The organism is Sphingomonas sp. (assembly GCF_042096255.1).
Classification (GTDB): domain Bacteria; phylum Pseudomonadota; class Alphaproteobacteria; order Sphingomonadales; family Sphingomonadaceae; genus Sphingomonas.
The window spans coordinates 21,239-41,515 of sequence record NZ_JBELLZ010000023.1; the positions used below are offsets into that span (position 1 = coordinate 21,239).

The window sequence follows — 20,277 nt, forward strand, 5'->3', positions numbered from 1 at the left end:
CCCGTTAAGACGGAGCGGTGCCGCCTATTCCGCATCGAATTTCGCCTTCAATCGCGCCAGTGCGCGATAGGCCTTCTGCAAGTCCTTCTCGATCGAACTGAGGCTCACCCCCAGCTCGCGCGCAATCGCCGCCTGTCCTTCCCCGTCGAGACGAAAGCGACGGAACACCTGGCTGACGCGCGGCCCCTGCGCGGCAAGCACCGCCTCCGCCTCGGCCAGCCGCTCGCGCGCGACGAGCGCCGCCTCGCCCGGCGGCGTCTCGCCATCATTGTGCAGGTCATACCAGTCCTGCTGACGCCGCTCTCGGCTGGCGGTGCTGCGCCGCCGATCGCGCATCAGATTCTCCGCGGCGCGAAACAGGTACGAAATCGGATCGGCAATCGGCTGCTGCGGCGTGCTGGCGATGCGTTGCCACAAGTCTTGCAGCACGTCCTCTGCCTCGTCCCCCGCACCACGCGCGGCGAGGAATCGAAGCAACCGCGCCCGCTCGTCGACAAGGACGCGCGCCAGCCCGTCAGGTTTCGAATCCGGTTCCACCATGCGCGGGAAAGCATCCCGCCTCGCCCTTGCCAAGCCCCCCGTCCCCAACTCGGGTGGCGCAAAGGCCAGCGCCGTCATCGCGCCAGCCGCCGCAGTGCCGTAGGACCATCCGGCAGTGCCTGCGCGGCGCTGGCCTCCCTGTCACGCGCGGCGGCGAAGGCGGAGCGGTGTGGCACCGTCTTGGTCGGCGGAGCGGCCGGTTTAATGCCGACATCGAGATACGGCAGCGGATTCACCGCCGCCCCGCCCACGAGATACTCGAAATGCAGATGGCTGCCGGTCGCGCGCCCGGTACTGCCGACGTCGCCGATCGGTTCGCCCTGCACTACGATCTGCGACGGCCGCACCCGCAGCCGCGATAGATGTGCGTAGCGGGTGGCGGTCGCATCTGCATGGACCAGTTCGATCATCAGCCCATAGCCGCCGCGCCAGCCGGCCAAGCGCACCACCCCGCCTGCCGCCGCCAGCACCGGCGTTCCCTCCGCGGCGCGCAGGTCCACCCCGCGATGCACTGCGCGGCTGCCGGAAAAGGGATCGCTGCGTACGCCGAAACCGGACGACACGCCCGGCTGCCCGGCCGCAGCCGAAGCGGCAAGCAGCGTGCCGAGCGTGAGCGGGGCGGCAAGTCTCATGCCTCCCACACGGACTCGCCCGGCCCGATCCGCACTCAAAAATTCTCGTTGCGGGATCGCCGCCGCGGCCCCGTCTCCCCGGCTGAACACGCCAACGGACCGATCGGGAGGGTCGACATGAACGCCAGCGAAATCGTCATGCTGGACATGCTGAAGAAGGGCCGCGACCAGCACGGCATGGTCGCCGTCAAGGCAGAGTTCGAGGCGGAGGGCACGCGCCCGGACGAATTGCTCCGCCTGCTCGATCTCGCCCGCCGCGCCGACCTCAAGGTCGCGCTCAAGATCGGCGGCTGCGAGGCAGTGTCGGACCTCCACGCCTCGCGGCTCTACGGTGCCGATTACATCATTGCCCCGATGGTGGAGACGCCCTACGCCCTCTCCAAGTTCGCCGATGCGCGCGACAAGGTGTATGGCGCGGGCACGCACCGCACCCAGTTCTTGTTCAATCTCGAGACCGCGTCCACGCTCGACGCACTCGACACCCTGCTGCCGATCGCCGCCGATCGCCTCGACGGCATCGTTTTCGGCCGCGTCGATTTCACGCTCTCCAAAGGCATGCCGCGCGGCGCGGTAAACGATCCTGCGATCACCGATGCGGTGCTGATCGCCGCTGAGGCGTGCCGCCGCGAGGGACTGGAGCTGGTGGTTGGCGGCTCGGTCGCGGTCGAGGCCGGCGCGTCGCTGCGCGCAGTGCGCCAGATCCGCCTCGACCGTTTCGAGACGCGCAAGATCGTGTTCGACGGCGCAGTCGTGGAAACCCGCGACTTCGAGGCCGGGATCGCGCTCGCCGTTGCGTTCGAGCTCGCCTGGCTGGAGAACAAGCGCGATTATTACCGCGCCATCGCAGAGGAGGATGCCGCCCGAATCGCCATGATGCGCGAGCGCGCCGCCCGCGCCGTCAAGCCGCGCCTCGCGGCGGCCTGATCCGATGAGCCTGTCGCGCGATGTCGCCGCGCTGATGCGCGCCGTGGCCGATGAGGTGATGCTGCCACGTTACCGCACCCTCAGCGCCAGCGAGATCAGCGAAAAGAGCCCCGGTGAGGTTGTCACCTGCGTCGATCGCGAGGCGGAAACGCGCCTGCGCGACGGGCTTGATCGCCTCGGCACCGGCGCGCGCGTGATCGGCGAGGAGGCCTGCGCCGAACACCCGGCGCTGCTCCACGGCGTCGGTCGCGGCCTCGTCTGGCTGGTCGATCCACTGGACGGCACCGCGAACTTCGCGCGCGGCGACGGCCCGTTCGGCATGATGGTCGCGCTGGTCGCCGACGGCGATCCGGTCGCCTCCTGGATGCTCGATCCGGTTACCGGTCGTCTGTGCCACGCCGAACGCGGCCTCGGCGCCTGGATAGACGGCCGCCCCGCGCGCATCGCCGCGCCGCAGGGCCGCCCGGTCGCCGCGCTCGCCACCCAGTTCATGGCGCCGCACGAGCGCACCCGCGTCACACGCTCCGCCACCCGCTTCGCGCAGGAGCCGATCCCGCGCTGCGCGGCGGAAAGCTATCCGCGGCTGGTGCTCGGCCGCAACCAGCTCGCCCTCTTCCAGCGCATCCTGCCGTGGGATCATGCCGCCGGCGTGCTGTTCCTCACCGAGGCGGGTGGCCGGGCCACGCATTGGGACGGGAGCCCCTATCGGGTCGGTTCGAGCCAGACCGGGCTACTCGCCGCGTCGAGCAGCCCGGTCTGGGACGTGGCCATGACGGCGCTGTGCCCCACCCTATCCACCATCGGCCAGTATGAGGCGATCGCTGCGTGACGTTCGCCCGTGCCGGATTGTTCGCGAGCATCCCGCTCGCCCTGGTTGCCGCGCCTGTCGCGGCGCAGCTCGCCTCGCCGCTCGGCGGCGGGGCGGTGCAGGCGGGCACGGGAGGTGGCTCTGCCCCCCGCGCCACCCCCGATGTCGCCGTCCCCCCGGCGACGCCCGCCACCTTTTCCCCCGCGCTGATCGCGGCTCCGCCAGAACCGGAAGTGCCCCCGCCGGCACAGCCCAAGACCGACGCGTCACCCCCGCCGCCCAGCGAATATGAGACCTATGTCTCCAGCGTCGCCGGCAAGCCGCTGCGCCGCTTCGGCAGCGCCCTGCTACTGCCCGAGGCACGCGGCTTCGCCCTCCCCGCGACGGCACCGATCCCGGCCGATTACCGCATCAATCCCGGCGACCAGCTCCGCCTCGATCTCTCCGGCCCGGTGCAGGGCTCCAACCTGCGCCTCACCGTCGATCGGGAGGGACGCATCTTCGTCCCCGGTGGCGTTGGCGCGGTGAGCGTCGCCGGCACCCGCTATGGCGACCTCCAGCGCGTGATCAGCAACGCCGTCTCGCGCCAGTATCGCGGCTTTCGCCTCGAGGTCGGCATGGCCCGCCTCCACGGGCTCACCGTCTATGTCACCGGCTTCGCGCGCACGCCCGGCGCCTATGTCGTCAGCAGCGTGACGACGCTGGTCGACGCGGTGCTCGCGGCGGGCGGCCCGAGCGAAGGCGGCAGCTTCCGCTCGATCCGCCTCGTGCGCGACGGCCGGACGATCTCCGACTTCGATCTCTACGACCTCCTCCTGCGCGGCGACACGAGCGGCGACGCGGTGCTGCGGGCCGGCGACGTCATCCACATCGCCCCCGCCGGCGCGCAGGTCGCCGTCACCGGCAGCGTCAACCGCGAGGCGATCTTCGAGGTCGGCGCGAACGAGACGCTCTCCGACGCGATCGCTTATGCCGGCGGCGTCAGCACCGTCGCCGACGCCAGCCGCCTGCTCGTCCTCGACACGCTGGGCAGCGACAACGGCGGCTGGCAGCAACTCTCCGCCGCCGAGGCCGCCGCCCGCCCGGCGCGCCGCGGCGACGTGATCCGCGTCCTGACCAACGCCGGCATCGCCCGCCCGCTCGCCCAGCAACCCGTGCTCGTCACCCTCAGCGGCGAAGTGGCCCGGCCGGGCCGCTATTATGTCGCCCCCGGCACCCGCCTCGCCGATGTCGTCGCTGAGGCCGGCGGCCTCACCCGCGACGCTTTCCCTTATGCCAGCGTTATCACCCGTGAGAGCGTGAAGGCGCAGCAACGCGAGAGCTTCACCCGCGCAGTGGACGACATGGAGCTGCTGCTCGGCACCCAGCCGCTCGTCTCCGCCAACCGTGCGCAGCTCGCGTCGGCCGGCAACCTCCAGCTGATCGACCAGGTCGTCGCCAAGATGCGCGAGCGCGAGCCCACCGGCCGCCTCGTTTTCGACCTGCCGGTCACCACCGCCACCCTGCCGGCCGACCTGATCGTCGAGAACAACGATTCGATCCACGTCCCCACCCGCCCCGTCACGGTCGGCGTGTTCGGCGCGGTCGCCAGCCCCGCCTCCTTTGCCTTCCGGCCCGGCCAGACGATCGGCGATGCTGTGGCGAGTGCGGGCGGCATCCAGTCGCTGGGCGACAGGAAAGAGATTTTCGTCGTTCGCGCCAACGGTACCGTTCTTGCCCAGGGCAAGCGCACGTTGCGCGCGCCTGCGCTGCCCGGCGACCTCGTCTTCGTGCCGGTCGACGCCAATCGCGGCGAGTTCTGGGCGCGGCTGCGCGACATCACCGGCAGCCTGTTCGGCAGCGTGATCGGCGCCGCCACCGTCGCGAATGCGGTGAACTGATGTTGCGGCGCCTCCAAGATTCGCGATGGCGCCTGATGGGCTATGCGCTGGCGGCGCTGGTGCTGGCGGTGCTGTGCGTCCTGCCGCAGCCTTATGAGGCACGCGCCAAGCTCGTCCCGCAAGAGCCGGGCAGCCTCGGCCTCGGTTCGACGATGAACGCGCTCGGCGGACAGCTAGGCGGGTTCGCGGCTTTGCTCGGCGGCGCCAAACAGCCGATCGACCTGTATCTCTCGATCGCCCGCGGCCGCGAAGTCGCCGATGCAGTGATCGCCCGGCTGAAGCTTCATGCCGCCTATGGCTCCCCGCGCAAGGCCCGCCTCGCGCTCGTCCGCAAGGTCGACATCCACTCGCTCACCGGCGGCGTGATCGAGATCGAGACCCGCACCCGCGACGCCGCCGAGGCCGAGGCGCTGACCACCGCTTACGTGGTTGCCATCACCGATCGTCTCAACACGCTCGGCCGCGACCGCGTGGTGCGCAAGGAAAAGGTCGTCCGCGCCCGCTTCACCGAGGCGAGCGCCCGCGTCCTCAAGGCCGACGCCGCACTCGCGGCCTTCCGCCGCCGCAACCGCCTCGCCGCCCCCGAGGCGGAGCTCGGCGCCGAACTGTCGCTGCGCGCCGGCCTCCAAGCGCAGCTCCAGGCGAAAGAGGTCGAGCTCCAAACGCTTCGCCGATTCCAGGGCGACGAGAACCCGCAGCTGCGCGCCGTCCAATCCGAAGTCGCCGCGCTTCGCGCCCAGATCGCCCGCTCTGCCAGCCCCGCGTCCGGCGCCGCCAGTCCCAATGTCGCCGGTCTCACCGAAGTGTCGGGCGCCTACCTCGATCTCTACCGCGACTATCGCTTCGCCCAGGCGCTTTACGAGGTCTACGCTCGTTCCTCCGAGGAAGTTGCGGTCGAAGCACTCGCTGCCGAAACGGCGGCAGATGCGCAGGTGATCGAGGCGCCACGGCTCGACGCCGACCGCAAGTACAACATCTCCGCCGTGGCGCTGCTCGCGCTGGTTATCGCGCTCGCCTCGTTCACCGAAATCTACGCCCCGGCCACCGGCATCCGCCTTTTCCCAATCGGCAAGCCGTGATGAACCCGCCCGAACTCTCGATCGTCATCCCCTGCTACAACGAGATCGACAATGTCCGCGGCATCGTCGCGGCCGTGACGCGCGAGGCGATGATCCATGCCGCGAGCCACGAGATCATCCTGATCGACAACCACTCCACCGACGGCACGCGCGAGGCAATTGCCGATCTGTGCCGCGAGGACGTGCGAGTCCGCGCCATCCTCAACAACCGCAACTACGGTCAGATGCGCTCCCCCACTCACGGCATCTATCAGGCATGTGGCCGCGCGGTGATCGGCATGGGCGCCGATTTTCAGGATCCGCCGGCAATGATCGGCCCATTCCTGTCGCTCTGGCGCGGCGGCGCCAAGGTGGTGCTGGCGCAGCGCCGCAGCGAGCGCGCCTCCCCGCTTCTCTCACTCACCCGTCGGCTCGGATATGCGATACTCGGCCGCGTCGCCGATCATCCGATCGTCCCCGGCGCTACCGGTTTCGGCCTGTTCGACCGCGCGGTGGTCGATACGCTCAGGCAATGGCGTGAGCCCGAGCCCTTTTTTCGCGGCATGGTGATCGAAAGCGGCTTCCCGCTCGCCCTCGTCCCGTTCGATCGCCCGCCCCGCACCGCCGGCGAGACCAAGAACGGGATCAAGAGCCTTTTCTCATTCGCGCTATCCGGCCTGTCCGGCTCGGCCAAGTCGCTACTCCGCCTGCCGATCATCCTGTCGCTTTGGGGGTTCGGCGCGACGTTGCTGCTTGGCTTCGCCGCCGCGCTCGCGCTCGATGGAACGCTGCTGCTGATTGCGTTGGCCGCGGGCTGCTTCGCGACGCTGCTGCTGTTCCTCGGCCTGATCGGCGATCAGGTGCGGCTGATCGCCGAGCGTACGCGCAACGTGCCGCTGGTGATCGAGGAAGCCCGCCTCAACTTCCCCGACGCACCATGACCCGCACGCCTCGGCTCGAATATCTGCTGATGCTGGCGGTGGTCGCCAGCGTGGCGAGCGCCGCCTGGTGGTTCGCGCGCACCGGCTACCTCCCGCAGCCGTTCGTGTTCGACACCAACGACACGTTCATGGACTGGTTCAACACCGCATTCTGGGCAAACCGGCCCGGCGCATACGATGTGTGGCGCAGCATCTATCCGCCGCTGTCGTTCGTGTTCCTCGATCTGACGACGCTGCCGGGCTGCTACCTCAGTTCGCCCTTCCACGCGCGCGATTGCGACTGGCTGGCGCAGGCGACGATCGCCACATTCTACCTCCTCGACGTGGCGCTGGTCGCCCTCGCCTTCCGCCGCACCGATCCGGCGACCGCGCTGCCGCGCACGGTTGCCTTCGCGCTCGGCCTGCCGCTCCTGTTCACGCTGGAACGCGGCAACCTTATCCTCGTCGCCTTCGCCGCTTTCATCGTCGCCTACGGCCCGGTCACTCGATCCCCCGCCTGGCGCGCGATCGCCATCGCCGCGACGATCAACTTCAAACCCTATCTGCTGCTCCCGTCGCTCGCCCACGTCCTGCGCCGCGAGTGGCGCCCGCTCGAACTGGCCGGCATCGCCACGGTGCTGCTCTATTGCGGGACACTCGCCTGGGTCGGCGCGGGCACCCCGGCCGAACTGGCCAGCAACACCGCCAACTGGGTCACGTTCGTTGCCGGTCAGGTGTGGAACGAGGTGAACTATTCCACCAGCTACGCGCCGTTCCTGCTGATGCGCGAGAGCCAGCTCCCGCTCCTCACCTTCGTCTCCTCGCGCCTCGTCGAAGGGATCGAGGCAGCCGTGCCGGTTGCGATCCGCACCACTCAGCTGCTGGCCCTTGCCGCGCTCGCCGCCGCCTGGCTCCAGCCGCGCGCACTTACCCAGGCGCGGATCGCCGCGATCCTGCTCGGCGCCTATCTCGTGACGCAATCGCCGGGCGGCTACACCCAGGTATTCCTCCTGTTCCTGGTCCTGCTGGAGCCATGGCGCGGCGGCGCGATCGTGGCGATCACGGCCGCCTATCTGCTGTGCCTCGTCGGTGACTGGCCGCTCGCCACCGTGCTGGAACTCAATACCGTCAGCTGGCTGAGCAGCCGCCCGGTCAACCCCAGCTTTGGTCTGACGGTGGGCCATTTCGCCCGCCCCGCGCTGGTGCTCGCGATCGTCTGGTCGCTGTCGCTCGACGCGATGGTCCGCGTCGCGCTCGCGCACCGCCAGATGCGGCCCGTGCTGGGGCTCGCCGCATGATCCCCGAAGCCGATCTTCTCGCCATCGATGCCGCGCTCGCGCCGCACTGGCACCGGCTCGACGGCGCGCGGCTGTTCGTCACCGGCGGCACCGGCTTCATCGGCCGCTGGATGCTGGAAGCGCTCGCCCGCGCACGGATCGACGTGCGCGCTACCGTGCTGACCCGCGACCCCGCCGCCTATGCCGCCCGCGCGCCGCATCTTGCCGCGCGTTTCCCCGGCATGGCCGGCGACATCCTCCGCTTCGATCCGCCCGATGGGGGATTCACCCACGTCATCCACGGCGCCACCGATGCCAGCGCCGCCCTCACTGCCAGCGACCCGCGTCGCATGTTCGACACGATCGTCGGCGGAACCGGCGCCGCGCTCGATCTCGCGCGCGAGCACGATGCCCGTTTCCTGCTGATGAGTTCAGGTGCCATATATGGCGTACAACCCTTTGATTTGTCTAAAGTCGGGGAGGAATGGATGGGCGGCCCCGACCCGCGCGATCCGCGCTCCTCCTACGCCGAGGGCAAGCGCGCGGCGGAAACGCTCACCAACATCTACCACCACCAGTTCGGCCTCGACACGGTGACGGCGCGCATCTTCGCGCTGCTCGGCCCCGGCCTGTCGCTCGACACGCATTTCGCCGCCGGCAACTTCATCCGCGACGCCCTCGCCGGCCGTATCGTAACCGTGAACGGCGCGGGCGAGGCGGTGCGATCCTACCTCTACGCCGCCGACCTTGCCGTCTGGATGTGGCGCTTGGTCCTGAGCGCGGCGCCGGGCAGCACTTACAATGTCGGTTCGGAGGAAGCGGTGTCGATCGCCGCCCTTGCCCGCCGCACCGCCGAGCTGCTCGGCGCACCCGGCGCGGAAATCCGCGGCGTGCCCGACGCCGGCTGGAATCCTGGCCGCTACGTTCCCGCCACCGCCGCGATCCGCCGCGATCTCGGCGTGGCCGCCACCATCACCCTCGACGAAGCGATCCGGCGCACCGCCGCCGCGAACGGACGGATTCCATGACAGACGTGAAACTCTCCGCCTGGCTCGCCGACCAGCTGGCCGATCACGGCATTGCCGACGTGTTCATGCTGACGGGTGGCGGGGCGATGCACCTCAACCACAGCTTGGGCACGCACCCGCGGCTGAAAACCACCTTTACTCACCACGAACAGGCTCTGGCGATGGCGGCGGAAGCCTATGCCCGCCTCACCAACCGCCCCGCAGTGGTCAACGTCACCTCCGGCCCCGGCGGCACCAACGCGATCACCGGCGTCTACGGCGCCTATGTCGATTCGATCCCGATGCTGGTCATTTCCGGTCAGGTGAAGCGCGAGACTACGGTGCGCTCGACGGGCCTGCCGTTGCGTCAACTTGGCGACCAGGAACTGGACATTGAAGAGCTGGTCCGCCCGATCACCAAATATGCTGCGATGGTCACCGATCCGGGGACGATCCGCTACCACCTTGAGAAAGCACTGCATCTCGCCAGCACCGGCCGCCCCGGCCCGGTCTGGCTCGACATCCCGCTCGACGTGCAAGCGGCGCTGATTGATCCCGACACGCTCCCCGGCTTCGACCGGTCGGAGATCGACGAACCGTGGTACGACACCGATTGCGACGCCGCCGCCCGCGCGATCCTGGACCGGATCGCCGCCGCCGAGCGCCCGGTGCTACTGGTCGGCAGCGGCGTCCGCCTCAGCGGCGCGCACGATGCGTTCGTTCGGCTTATTGACAAGCTCGGCATCCCCGTGGTCACCGCCTGGAACGCGCATGACGCGCTGTGGAACGACCACCCGCTCTACGCCGGCCGTCCCGGCACCGTCGGCGATCGCGGCGGCAACATGGTGACGCAGAGTGCGGACCTGCTCCTCGTCCTGGGCAGCCGCCTGAACATCCGTCAGGTCAGCTACAATTGGCAGAGCTTCGCACGCGCCGCCTACAAGATCTGGGTCGACGTCGATCCACTCGAACTGCGCAAGCCCACCGTCACGCCCGACATGCCGGTCGTCGCCGACCTCGCCGACCTGATCCCCGCGATGCTCGCCGCCGAATACGCCGGCCCGACGCTTGCCCATAGCGACTGGCTCGCCTGGGCCAGGCAGCGCGTCGCCGCTTTTCCGGCAGTCCTCGCCGGCTATCGCCAGCATTCGCCGAACAACCACCCTTATGTTGCCATGGAGGCGCTCTTTGACGCGCTCGCCGACGATGATGTGGTCGTCACCGGCAACGGCTCGGCCTGCGTTGTCAGCTTCCAGACTGCCAATCTGAAACGTGGCCAGCGCCTCTGGACCAACTCCGGCTGCGCGACGATGGGCTATGACTTGCCCGCCGCGATCGGCGTCTGCGCGGCGACCGGCGGCGACAAACGCGTCATCTGCATAGCCGGCGACGGCAGCATCATGATGAACCTGCAGGAATTGCAGACGATCGCCGGCTACGGCATGCCGGTGAAGGTCTTCCTCATCAACAACGCCGGCTACGTCTCGATCTTCCAGACGCATCGCAACTTCTTCAACGGCGTCGAGGTCGGCGGCGGACCCAAAAGCAACGTCACCTTCCCGCAGTTCAAGCGGATTGCCGGCGCCTTCGGCTTCGCCTATGCCCGCGCGGAGACCCACGCCGACCTTCCCGTGGCCATCGCCGCCACGCTGGACGCGGACGGCCCCGCGCTGTGCGAGATCATCGTCGACGAACATGTCGCCTTCGCTCCCAAGCTGAGCGCCAAGGTCCACCCCGACGGCCGCATCACCTCGCCCGCGCTCGAGGATCTCTCCCCTTTCCTGCCGCGAGAGGTGCTGGCCGCCAACATGGCGATCCCGCTGCTGGAGGAGGGATGATCGCACTCGCCATGGCCCAGCGCCGCCCCTTGCGATTCGTCGTCGCGGGGGCGGTCAATACCGCTTTCGGCCTTGCCATCTATCCGCTGCTGCTGTGGAGCGTGCCGGCGTTCGCCACGCATTACCTGGTCGCACTGGGCATCGCGCAGACGCTGAGCCTCTGCTTCGCCTTCGCCACCTACAAGCTCGGCGTGTTCCGCACCCGCGGCAACCTCGTGCGCGAGTTCGGCGCCTTCTCCAGCTTCTATCTATTCAACTATGCGGCGAACTGGGCCGCGCTTCCGCTGCTGGTGGAGCTGGCCGCCATCCCGCCGGTGATCGCCCAGCTGGCCTTCTCCGCCGTGCTGATCGCCACCAGTTGGCTGTGGCACAGCCGCGTCACCTTTCGGGAGTCCCGCCGATGACCGCACCTGCGCTTCACGATCGCCCGTGTCCGCTGTGCGCCAGCCTCGACGCCGTCCCCGAGATCGCCAGCCGCAATGCCGCGGACGGCCGGACGCTCGCCGACCTTGAGCCCTATTGGTTCGGCATCGACAAGGAGCGGCGGTTCTTCACCTATCACCGCTGCCGCGGCTGCGGGCTGCTCTACAACCGCACCTACTTCGGCGAGTCTCAGCTCGCGCGGCTATACGCCGCGATGCCGCCGAACATGAACCTCGTTCCAGACAGCGCGATCGTCGCGACGCAGCGCGGCTATTTTCGCGCAGCGAGCGAGCGCGTGGCGCTGGAGGGGGACTATCTGGAGATCGGTCCCGACGTCGGCCACATCGTCGCCGACGCCGTGCGCGAGGGGTGGTTCGATCACTTCTGGCTGTTCGAGCCCAACACCGCCGTCCACGGCCGCCTGCGCTGCGCCGCCGCGGAGCAAGCGACGATCCTCACTGACATGACCAACCTGTCCGCCGCGCCGGACGGCAGCGTCGGCTTGGCAGCCATGGTCCACGTGCTGGATCACCTGCTCGATCCGCTGGAGATGCTGCGGTCGATCCGTCGCAAGCTGCGCCCTGGCGGAACGCTGATGCTGGTCACGCATAACGAGCAATCCACGCTGCGTCGGCTGCTCGGTGCGCGCTGGCCAGCTTTCTGCCTCCAGCATCCCGAGCTCTACAATCCTGTGACGATCACCACGATGCTCGTGGCCGCCGGCTTCGACGTGGTCGAGGTCACCCGCAGCACCAACCACTTCCCGGTCGATTTCCTCGCCCGCCAGGCGGCCCAGGCGTTCGGCATGAGGCTCGGCCGGCTGCCGTTGCCGAAGCGCGCCTTGCGGCTGCGCCTCGGCAACATGCTCACCTTCGCGCAGGCGCCGAGGGTTCAGGCCGCCGCGCCGGCCGTGCCGATCGAAAGCGCCGCATAATGGGCGATCTGCCCCAAGGTGATGCGCCGCGCATCCTCGCCGGCGCCGACTGCCTTGTGCCAGGCGACGATCCAGTCGATCGCCTCGCCGAGCGTCAGCACCGGGCGCCAGCCGAGCGCGGCCCGAGCCCGCGCGCTGTCGAGCCGCAGCAACCCAGCCTCATGCGGCCGTGCGGCCGTATCGGTTGCGGGGGCCATCGCACCGTTGCGCCACGCCGCCCGCATCCGCTCCGCAATCCAGCTGACCGAGCGCGCATCCTCGTCGCCCGGGCCGAAGTTCCATCCCTCGGCGAAACGCCGCTCGCCCGCCATCAGCCGCTCGGCGAGGGCGAGATAGCCGCCCAGCGCCTCCAGCACATGCTGCCAGGGCCTGACCGATCCCGGCGAGCGGATCAGCGGCGCGGCGCCCGCCGCGAAGGCGCGCACCAGATCGGGGACCAGCCGGTCCACCGCCCAGTCGCCGCCACCGATCACATTGCCCGCCCGCACCGAGGCGAGCAGCGGCGTGCCCCCATGCCCGAAGTACGACCGGCGCCATGCCGAGACGACCAGTTCCGCGCAGCCCTTGGAGCTGCTGTACGGATCGTGCCCGCCCATTGGATCGCTCTCGCGATAGGCCCAGTCCCATTCCCGGTTCTCATAGCATTTGTCGCTGGTGACGCAGACGATCGCCTGCACCCCGCCCGCCCGCCGCGCCGCTTCGAGCACATGCACCGTGCCCATCACATTGGCGGCATAGGTCTCGACTGGCTCCTCGTACGACAGGCGCACCAGCGGCTGCGCGGCGAGGTGGAAGATCACCTTCGGCCGCGCGCGCTCGACCACCGCGCGCAGCGCGGCGAGATCGCGCACATCGCCCACGACATGGTCGATCAGCTCGTCGAGCCTCGCGCTCGCGAACAGACTGGGCTGCGTCGGCGGCGGCAGCGCGAAGCCGGTAACCTTCGCGCCCATCGCGTGGAGCCACAGCGCCAGCCAGCTGCCCTTGAAGCCGGTATGCCCCGTCACGAGCACCCGGCGCCCCTGCCAGCGCGCGCTCACCAGCGCTTCCACGGCGCGGCTCCCGACTGCCAGAGCGTATCGAGGTGGTTCTTGTCGCGCAGCGTGTCCATCGGATGCCAGAAGCCGTGATGGCGATAGCCCATCAGCTCGCCGTCTGCGGCCAGCGCTTCCAGCGGCCCAGCCTCCCAAACCGTGTCCGGCCCATCGATCAGATCGAGCACGCTCGGGTCAGCGACGAAGAAACCGCCGTTGATCTGCCCGCCATCGCCCGCCGGTTTCTCCTGGAAGGCCGCGACGCGCTCTCCCTCGAACGCCAGCGAGCCAAAGCGGCCCGGCGGAGTGACCGAGGTGATCGTCGCGCGGCGCCCGTGCGCCTTGTGGAAGCTGACCAGATCGCCAACGTCGATGTCCGCGACGCCGTCGCCATAAGTGAAGCAGAACGGCTCGTCGGGTTCGAGATAGGGCCGGATCGCCGCAAGGCGTCCGCCGGTCATCGTCGTCGGCCCGGTCTCGACCAGGGTGATGCGCCACGGCTCGCTGCGCGCGCGATGCACCTCCATGCCGTTGCTGCCCGCGCGCAGGTCGATCGTCACGTCGGCGGTGTGCAGGAAGTAGTTCGCGAAATATTCCTTGATCAGGTAGCCCTTGTAGCCGAGGCAGATCACGAAATCGTCGAAGCCCGATGCGGCATAGATCTTCATGATGTGCCACAGGATCGGCATGCCGCCGATCTCCACCATCGGCTTGGGCCTGACGGCGGTTTCCTCGCCCAGGCGGCTGCCGAGGCCGCCGGCCAGTATCACGGTACGCATTGGTCCTCCCGCACATGACGTTCGGGTGGAGGACGGAACCGGGCGCCCCGGCCCGTAACCGGGAGCGGCTGGCGTTGGCGGCAGTCCTGCTGCTCGCCGCCGGATTGCGGCTGCGGCACATCGATTTCGGTCTGCCGTCGCTTAATGACCCCGACGAGCCGGTGTTCATCATGACCGCGCTCGACATGCTGCGCGAGGGACGGCTGAACCCCGGCTGGTTCGGGCACCCCGCGACCCTGCTGTTCTACCTGCTGGCGCTTGTGATCGCCGGCGTAGCCGCGGCCGGACTGACGTTCGGGCAGTGGACCGGCACGGACGGGTTCGTCGCGGCGGTGTTCGCCGATCCGGCGAGAATCGTGCTGCCGATGCGGCTGCTGATGGCGGCGTTCGGCGTCGCCAGCGTGTGGATGACGTGGCGGCTCGGGCGGCGCCTGGGCGGGGCGGCGGTAGGGATTGCGGCGGCATTGTTCCTGGCGGTGAATGCGCTTCACGTCGAGCTGTCGCAGGTGATCCGGACCGACATGCTTGCGACGCTGCTGATGGGCTGGGCGATGTTGCGTGCACTGGTGATCGCGGAAACAGGCCGGGCGCGGAATCATGTGGTCGCCGGGATCGCCGCAGGGCTGGCGTGCGCAACCAAATGGCCCGCGATGCTGGTGCTCGTCGCGCCGGTCGTCGCCGGGATCTCGCAGGCGCTGGCGGATCGCCGCGCATGGCGGCTCGTGCCGGTCGCCCCGCTGATCGCGGTAGCAACGTTGCTGGCCGTCTCGCCCTACATTCTGCTCGACTGGCCGGCCGTGATTCGCGATCTCGGCGGTGAAGCGCGACCGATCCATCCGGGCGCAACCGGCTTCGGGCTGGCCGGCAACCTGCTTTGGTATGTGCGTCAGCCGATTGCCGGAACTTTCGGCATTGCGGGCATCGTTTTGCTCGGGATCGGCACGGTCGCGACGACGCGCCGCCGCAACGCGGCGCTGGTATTACTACCAACCCTCACGCTGGTCTGGGTCGCCCTATCCGCGCAATCGCTGGTGTGGGCGCGATGGATCGTCCTGTTGCTGCCGATCGCCGCCGTGCTGATCGCGATCGGCCTTATAAACCTGCTGCGCTTTGCCTCCGCTCGGACGCGGCCGGTCGCTTTGGTGGCGATCACGGCATTGCTGGCGATCTCCATGGCACACACGACCGTCGATCGACAGAAGGTCCGCGCCGATGATCCCCGGCAGAGGGCGAGCGCGTGGATACAGCAGCACGTACCCAAGGCACAGACGATCCTGGTGGAACATGCTGCTTTCGACCTGCTCGCCGAGCAGCGGCGCCTGTTGTTCCCGCTGGGTACCGCCGGGTGCGTCGACGTCGGCCGCTTCCTCGCCGGCGGCCCGAGCCATCGCAAGGTCAACAGCCTTCGTAGCGGTCGTGCAGTGGTTGATCTCGCCCACGTCGAACCGAGGCTATCGGCGACGTGCCGGGCGGACGTGCTCATGCTGTCGAACTACCGCCGCTACCTGCAGGAGCGAGTACGGTTTCCGGCAGAGGTGGCGAACTACCGTCGTCTGCTCGTCGGTTATCGTCCAGTGAAGACGATCGCGGGCATGCGGCCGGATCTCGAGCGCTTGGAGGTCGATATCTACCGACGCTTGCCGCCACGAGAGGCACTCTCGAAAGCTCGCCAAGCACCTTGGAAATCTGGCTCGCCATGAGCACGCCGAGCGCGGACTCAGCATCTGCGTCCTATCCGACCGTCGCGGTTCTCACGACTATGGCCGAAGGACCTTCGGCAGAGCTTAGACGCTCGACTCTCGGGCTAGAAACAAGGCCGCACCACCGTAATGTCGGGGCTACGAATTCAACGGTAACGCGAAAGTAGCTCGCGCGGAGGCTAGCCGCCAGCAGAACGGCTCAAGCGGCTGCACAGACCCGCTCCTGCGCGATGATGAACGCGCGCCCAAGCAACGGAGAACACACTCACTTGCGATAGCGGCGCTTTACCAGCTCGGCGGATTGACACCGCAATCGGGGCATACCTTCGGCAGGTCTCACCCAGATACGGAGACTTAGATTGGTGGAGCCGAGGGGGATCGAACCCCTGACCTTCGCAATGCCATTGCGACGCTCTCCCAGCTGAGCTACGGCCCCATCCGTTCCGGGAAGGCGCCCACTAACGGGCGCCTTCGGGCTTGGCAAGCGCCTTCGCGCCTGCCGTCACCACTTAGTGATCTTCTTCTTCCGATCCGGTCTCGACGCCCAGATCGTCGTCCCCGCCGAGGTCGACCTCGTCGTCCGCCGAGGGCTCCTCGTCGTCGTTGTTCGCCAGTTCCAGATCCTCATCGCCGCCGGCCAGATCGGAATCCGCCTCCTGCTTGTCGGACTTCGCCTGCTCGAACGGCAGCGGCTGCTTGGACTTGAGGATCGCCTCGGGCGTCCAAGTGAAGCTGCATGCGATGCAGGTCACCGGATCGTCCTTGGTCAGGTCGTAGAAACGGGTGGCACACTTCGGGCACGTCCGCTTGGTGCCCCATTCCGGCTTGATCATGCCGTGAAAAGCCTTCCAGGAAAGGTGGATCGTCGCGGGAAGCGGAGGCTCCCCGGCGGCGAAGTGGGGCGCGCCTTGCCATAGCGCAACCCGGCTGTCAAAGCGCCCGGCCGATGCCGCACGCCCTGCCCCAACCTCGTACCATCGCTCATGCCGAACGCCTGTCGGGCCGTCTGCGCGTACCCGGTGACAAGTCGATCAGCCACCGTGCGCTGATGCTCTCTGCCCTTGCCGTCGGCGAGAGCCGTGTCGAGGGGCTGCTGGAAGGGGAAGACGTTCTCGCCACCGCCGCCGCGATGCGCGCGATGGGAGCCGAGATCATGCGCGACGAGGAGTGCATCTGGCGGATCCACGGTGTGGGTGTGGGCGGGCTGCTCCAGCCGACCGGCGCGCTTGACATGGGCAATTCGGGCACGTCGACGCGGCTGCTGATGGGCCTGGTCGCCAGCCATCCGATCACCGCTACCTTCACCGGTGACGCCTCGCTGTCTGGCCGGCCGATGGGTCGCGTGATCGAGCCGCTGTCGCGCATGGGAGCAGATATTACCGCCTCGCCGGGCGGGCGCCTGCCGCTGATGCTGCGCGGCCTCTGCCCCGCGGTGCCAATCGAATACACGCTGCCGGTCGCCTCCGCGCAGGTGAAGTCCGCGGTGCTGCTCGCCGGGCTCAACACGCCGGGCATCACCCGCGTGATCGAACCCGTGCCGACGCGCGACCATAGCGAACGAATGCTGGCGGGTTTCGGCGCCGAACTGACGGTGGAGCCGGGGCCGATCGGCCGCGTCATCTCGATCCGCGGCGAGGCGGAACTCAAGCCTCAGCAGATCGTGGTGCCGGGCGATCCCTCCTCGGCCGCCTTCTGGATGGTGGCAGGCTCGGTCGTGCCCGGCAGCGACATCGTGATCGAGAATGTGGGGCTCAACCCGACACGCACTGGCCTTCTCACCGCTCTGCGCATGATGGGGGCCGACATCACCGAGCAGGACGCCCGCATCGTCGGCGGAGAGCCTGTTGCCGACCTGCGCGTCCGCCATGCCGCGCTGTCGGCCATCGAGGTGCCGCCGGACCTCGCGCCGTCGATGATCGACGAATATCCCGTGCTGTTCGTCTCAGCGGCCTTTGCAAGCGGCCGCACGGTTGCGCGGGGCGCGCATGAGCTGCGCGTCAAGGAGAGCGACCGCATCGCCGCGATGCGCGCGACACTCGAGGCCAATGGTGTCGCCTGCATCGAGCATGAGGACGGCCTGTCGATCGAGGGTACCGGCGGCGATCCGATCCCCGGCGGCGGCGTGGTCGCCTCGAAGCTGGACCATCGGATCGCCATGTCTAGCGTGATCGCCGGTCTGCATGCCGCACGGCCGGTGACCATCGACGATGTCGCCCCGGTCGCCACCAGCTACCCCAGCTTCTTCGACCAACTGGAAGGCCTCTCGGCATGATCATCGCCGTCGATGGCCCCGCCGCTTCCGGCAAGGGCACGATCGCCAAGGCGCTCGCCCGCCATTACAACCTGCCGCACCTCGATACCGGGCTGCTCTATCGCGCGGTTGCCGCGACGGTGGTGCGGCTTGAGCTCGACCCGGCTAAGGAAGCGGATGCGGTCGCCGCTTGCGACTTCGACGAGTTAACGCTGGCCGACCCAGTGCTGCGCGACGACGAGATCGGTCAGGTCGCCTCGGTGGTGTCGGCGCATCCGCTGGTCCGCGCCGCCTTGCTCCAGCGGCAGAAGCGCTTCGCGCACCAGGACGGCGGCGCGGTGCTCGACGGGCGGGACATCGGCACGGTGATCGCGCCGGACGCCACGGCCAAGCTGTTCGTCCGCGCCACGCCCGCGATCCGCGCCCGCCGCCGCCACGCCGAGCTGCAAGGCCGCGGCGACACCACCAGCTACGACAAAGTGCTCGCCGATATCCGCGCGCGCGACCAGCGCGACAGCAGCCGCTCCGCTGCGCCCTTGGTGCCCGCCACCGACGCCGCGCTGCTCGACACCAGCTTCCTGTCGATCGAGGCCTCGGTGGAGAAGGCGATCACGATCGTGGAGGAACGGCGGAGCCGCCTTTAACGAGGATCGTACAACCAGTTCTCGCGCGCATGTCGGACGCGGACGATCTCCACGTCTGTACCCTCGGGTCGGTAGATAATTATGTGAGAACGGTACGGATGAACGCGCATCGGTGGTGAAATCCCGCGAAGTTCACGTCCGGCCTCCGGAAAGTTCGCGAGCAATCCGGCAACGCTGAACAGGCCGTCCAGATACCGGTCTGCGGCCGCTAGACCAAAGCGCTTGCTTCCTAGCGCGTAGATAGCGGTCAGATCGCGTCGCGCTTGGCGCGTGAGCCTATAGGCCATCGATATCGGTCGACAACAGGCCCACCCCGGCGCGTATGTCCGACTTGATCTGATCCATCGGGCGTGAGTCGAGGCCGCTCGCCAGGCCTTCGTCCACTAGGCGCTGCATATGCGCAATCTTCCCGCCGCGCACCTGCTCGCGGCGGATCAGGTCGCGCACCACGTCGCTGGAGTTGCCGTAGCGGCCGGTGCGCACCTCCGCCTCCACCCAGGCCTTCATCTCTTCAGGCAGCGACACGTTCATGGTGGCCATTGCGGGTCTCCTTAGAATTGGTGAAGTCGTGCGATTGGCAAAGCTTGTCAACCTTGCCTTGCGAGCGCCTCTCAGCTAAGTGGCGCCCGTCCGGCGGGTCGGTCCCGCGGAGGCGCGGCGCGGAGGTTGGTCCTCTTGCGCCCTTTTCGCATTGATGCGTTCTGGCCTTCCGCTGTTCCGTTCGTCCGGATGCCGCATTGGCATGGGGCCGGTGCGGCGGTGAAGGCCAAGACCAGCGGACCCAACCGCTTGGCCGGAAACAACGACTAGGAAACACGCTTTTATGGCCACTGCGGCAGCCCCCTCGCGGGATGATTTTGCGGCGATGCTCGATGATATGTTCGGCGGTGCCGACAGCTTCGAGGGTCGCGTGGTGCTCGGCACCGTCACCGCCATCGAGAACGATCTGGCGGTCATCGACGTAGGCCTCAAGTCGGAAGGCCGCGTGCCACTCCGCGAGTTCGCCGCCCCCGGCCAGAAGGCCGAGTTGAAGGTCGGCGACGAGGTCGAAGTCTATGTCGATCGCGTCGAGAACATGCACGGCGAGGCGATGCTGTCGCGAGACCGCGCCCGCCGCGAGGCCGCTTGGGACAAGCTGGAGGTCGAATTCGCCAAGCAGGCGCGCGTCGAGGGCGTGATCTTCGGCCGCGTCAAGGGCGGCTTCACCGTCGATCTCAACGGTGCCGTGGCCTTCTTGCCGGGCAGCCAGGTCGACATCCGCCCGGTGCGCGACGTCACCCCGCTGATGGACATCCCCCAGCCCTTCCAGATTCTCAAGATGGATCGCAAGCGCGGCAACATCGTGGTGTCGCGTCGCGCGGTGCTGGAGGAAACCCGCGCCGAGCAGCGTTCGGGCCTGATCCAGAGCCTGGCCGAGGGCCAGATCATCGAGGGCGTGGTCAAGAACATCACCGATTACGGCGCGTTCGTGGACCTGGGTGGCATCGACGGCCTGCTCCACGTCACCGACCTCAGCTACAAGCGGATCACCCATCCGTCCGAGATGATCAACATCGGCGACACGGTGCGCGTCCAGATCATCCGCATCAACAAGGACACGCAGCGCATCTCGCTGGGCATGAAGCAGC

21 protein-coding genes and 1 tRNA gene are annotated in these 20,277 nt (G+C 68.4%); 14 read left to right on the forward strand and 8 right to left on the reverse strand.

All coding sequences use genetic code 11. The features are described from left to right. Window positions 1-24 precede the first annotated feature (24 nt). Together ACFDTH_RS06690 and ACFDTH_RS06695 are read right to left on the reverse strand one after the other, a co-directional pair. On the reverse strand, window positions 25-540 hold the full coding sequence (locus ACFDTH_RS06690) for a sigma-70 family RNA polymerase sigma factor (RefSeq protein WP_375286749.1): 516 nt from the start codon (window positions 538-540) through the stop codon (window positions 25-27). A gap of 74 nt (window positions 541-614) precedes the next feature. Further along, window positions 615-1,172: a M23 family metallopeptidase gene (locus ACFDTH_RS06695; protein WP_375286750.1), complete on the reverse strand. Its 558-nt coding sequence runs from the start codon at window positions 1,170-1,172 to the stop codon at window positions 615-617. Between the two features lie 117 nt (window positions 1,173-1,289). On the opposite strand from ACFDTH_RS06695, the gene ACFDTH_RS06700 reads away from it, so the two are divergent. The 10 genes from ACFDTH_RS06700 to ACFDTH_RS06745 are packed head-to-tail and all read left to right on the forward strand — an operon-like array spanning window position 1,290 to window position 12,241. Further along, a complete protein-coding gene (locus ACFDTH_RS06700; protein ID WP_375286751.1) occupies window positions 1,290-2,096 on the forward strand; it encodes an aldolase/citrate lyase family protein in 807 nt (268 codons plus the stop codon). A gap of 4 nt (window positions 2,097-2,100) precedes the next feature. Continuing rightward, window positions 2,101-2,925, forward strand: coding sequence for an inositol monophosphatase family protein (locus ACFDTH_RS06705; RefSeq protein WP_375286752.1), 825 nt, complete (start codon window positions 2,101-2,103; stop codon window positions 2,923-2,925). Beyond that, window positions 2,922-4,784 carry an SLBB domain-containing protein gene (locus ACFDTH_RS06710; protein ID WP_375286753.1) on the forward strand — a complete coding sequence of 621 codons (1,863 nt, stop codon included), beginning with the start codon at window positions 2,922-2,924 and terminating at the stop codon, window positions 4,782-4,784. The genes ACFDTH_RS06705 and ACFDTH_RS06710 overlap by 4 nt, the downstream gene beginning before the upstream one ends. A 35-nt stretch (window positions 4,785-4,819) precedes the next feature. Continuing rightward, the gene (locus tag ACFDTH_RS06715; protein ID WP_375286754.1) at window positions 4,820-5,863 is read left to right on the forward strand and encodes a capsule biosynthesis protein; all 1,044 of its coding nucleotides are present in this window, start codon (window positions 4,820-4,822) and stop codon (window positions 5,861-5,863) included. Further along, window positions 5,863-6,783: a glycosyltransferase family 2 protein gene (locus ACFDTH_RS06720; RefSeq protein ID WP_375286755.1), complete on the forward strand. Its 921-nt coding sequence runs from the start codon at window positions 5,863-5,865 to the stop codon at window positions 6,781-6,783. Before ACFDTH_RS06715 ends, ACFDTH_RS06720 begins: the two co-directional genes overlap by 1 nt. Next, complete coding sequence (locus tag ACFDTH_RS06725) at window positions 6,780-8,060, forward strand: hypothetical protein (protein ID WP_375286756.1); 1,281 nt, start codon at window positions 6,780-6,782, stop codon at window positions 8,058-8,060. The genes ACFDTH_RS06720 and ACFDTH_RS06725 overlap by 4 nt, the downstream gene beginning before the upstream one ends. Beyond that, window positions 8,057-9,067 (forward strand): NAD-dependent epimerase/dehydratase family protein, encoded by a 1,011-nt coding sequence (locus ACFDTH_RS06730; RefSeq protein ID WP_375286757.1) that lies wholly within the window; start codon window positions 8,057-8,059, stop codon window positions 9,065-9,067. Before ACFDTH_RS06725 ends, ACFDTH_RS06730 begins: the two co-directional genes overlap by 4 nt. After that, complete coding sequence (locus ACFDTH_RS06735; protein ID WP_375286758.1) at window positions 9,064-10,884, forward strand: thiamine pyrophosphate-binding protein; 1,821 nt, start codon at window positions 9,064-9,066, stop codon at window positions 10,882-10,884. The genes ACFDTH_RS06730 and ACFDTH_RS06735 overlap by 4 nt, the downstream gene beginning before the upstream one ends. Continuing rightward, a complete protein-coding gene (locus ACFDTH_RS06740; RefSeq protein WP_375286759.1) occupies window positions 10,881-11,288 on the forward strand; it encodes a GtrA family protein in 408 nt (135 codons plus the stop codon). The genes ACFDTH_RS06735 and ACFDTH_RS06740 overlap by 4 nt, the downstream gene beginning before the upstream one ends. After that, a complete protein-coding gene (locus ACFDTH_RS06745; protein ID WP_375286760.1) occupies window positions 11,285-12,241 on the forward strand; it encodes a class I SAM-dependent methyltransferase in 957 nt (318 codons plus the stop codon). The genes ACFDTH_RS06740 and ACFDTH_RS06745 overlap by 4 nt, the downstream gene beginning before the upstream one ends. On the opposite strand, the gene rfbG is transcribed toward ACFDTH_RS06745, so the two are convergent. Together rfbG and rfbF are read right to left on the reverse strand one after the other, a co-directional pair. Next, window positions 12,199-13,293, reverse strand: a complete 1,095-nt coding sequence (rfbG, locus tag ACFDTH_RS06750; RefSeq protein WP_375286761.1) for a CDP-glucose 4,6-dehydratase — start codon at window positions 13,291-13,293, stop codon at window positions 12,199-12,201. The two genes, ACFDTH_RS06745 and rfbG, sit on opposite strands and share 43 nt — an antisense overlap. Next, window positions 13,278-14,054, reverse strand: a complete 777-nt coding sequence (gene rfbF / locus ACFDTH_RS06755) for a glucose-1-phosphate cytidylyltransferase (protein WP_375286762.1) — start codon at window positions 14,052-14,054, stop codon at window positions 13,278-13,280. Before rfbF ends, rfbG begins: the two co-directional genes overlap by 16 nt. A gap of 74 nt (window positions 14,055-14,128) precedes the next feature. Here rfbF and ACFDTH_RS06760 point away from each other — a divergent pair, with 74 nt between their 5' ends. Then, window positions 14,129-15,754, forward strand: a complete 1,626-nt coding sequence (locus ACFDTH_RS06760) for an ArnT family glycosyltransferase (protein WP_375286763.1) — start codon at window positions 14,129-14,131, stop codon at window positions 15,752-15,754. 360 nt (window positions 15,755-16,114) lie between these two features. Here the strand turns inward: ACFDTH_RS06760 and ACFDTH_RS06765 are convergent. Beyond that, window positions 16,115-16,190, reverse strand: a tRNA-Ala gene (locus ACFDTH_RS06765). Between the two features lie 73 nt (window positions 16,191-16,263). After that, complete coding sequence (locus ACFDTH_RS06770; RefSeq protein WP_375286764.1) at window positions 16,264-16,587, reverse strand: TIGR02300 family protein; 324 nt, start codon at window positions 16,585-16,587, stop codon at window positions 16,264-16,266. 113 nt (window positions 16,588-16,700) lie between these two features. Between ACFDTH_RS06770 and aroA the strand changes: the two genes are divergently transcribed. Continuing rightward, window positions 16,701-18,026 (forward strand): 3-phosphoshikimate 1-carboxyvinyltransferase, encoded by a 1,326-nt coding sequence (gene aroA / locus ACFDTH_RS06775; protein WP_375286765.1) that lies wholly within the window; start codon window positions 16,701-16,703, stop codon window positions 18,024-18,026. Then, a complete protein-coding gene (cmk, locus tag ACFDTH_RS06780) occupies window positions 18,023-18,649 on the forward strand; it encodes a (d)CMP kinase (protein ID WP_375286766.1) in 627 nt (208 codons plus the stop codon). The genes aroA and cmk overlap by 4 nt, the downstream gene beginning before the upstream one ends. Here the strand turns inward: cmk and ACFDTH_RS06785 are convergent. Both ACFDTH_RS06785 and ACFDTH_RS06790 read right to left on the reverse strand, forming a co-directional pair. Then, a complete protein-coding gene (locus ACFDTH_RS06785; protein WP_375286767.1) occupies window positions 18,646-18,936 on the reverse strand; it encodes a type II toxin-antitoxin system RelE/ParE family toxin in 291 nt (96 codons plus the stop codon). The two genes, cmk and ACFDTH_RS06785, sit on opposite strands and share 4 nt — an antisense overlap. After that, window positions 18,926-19,189 (reverse strand): type II toxin-antitoxin system ParD family antitoxin, encoded by a 264-nt coding sequence (locus tag ACFDTH_RS06790; protein WP_375286768.1) that lies wholly within the window; start codon window positions 19,187-19,189, stop codon window positions 18,926-18,928. The genes ACFDTH_RS06785 and ACFDTH_RS06790 overlap by 11 nt, the downstream gene beginning before the upstream one ends. 283 nt (window positions 19,190-19,472) lie before the next feature. On the opposite strand from ACFDTH_RS06790, the gene ACFDTH_RS06795 reads away from it, so the two are divergent. After that, window positions 19,473-20,277: S1 RNA-binding domain-containing protein (locus tag ACFDTH_RS06795; protein ID WP_375286769.1), on the forward strand; the 805-nt coding region annotated here is incomplete at its 3' end.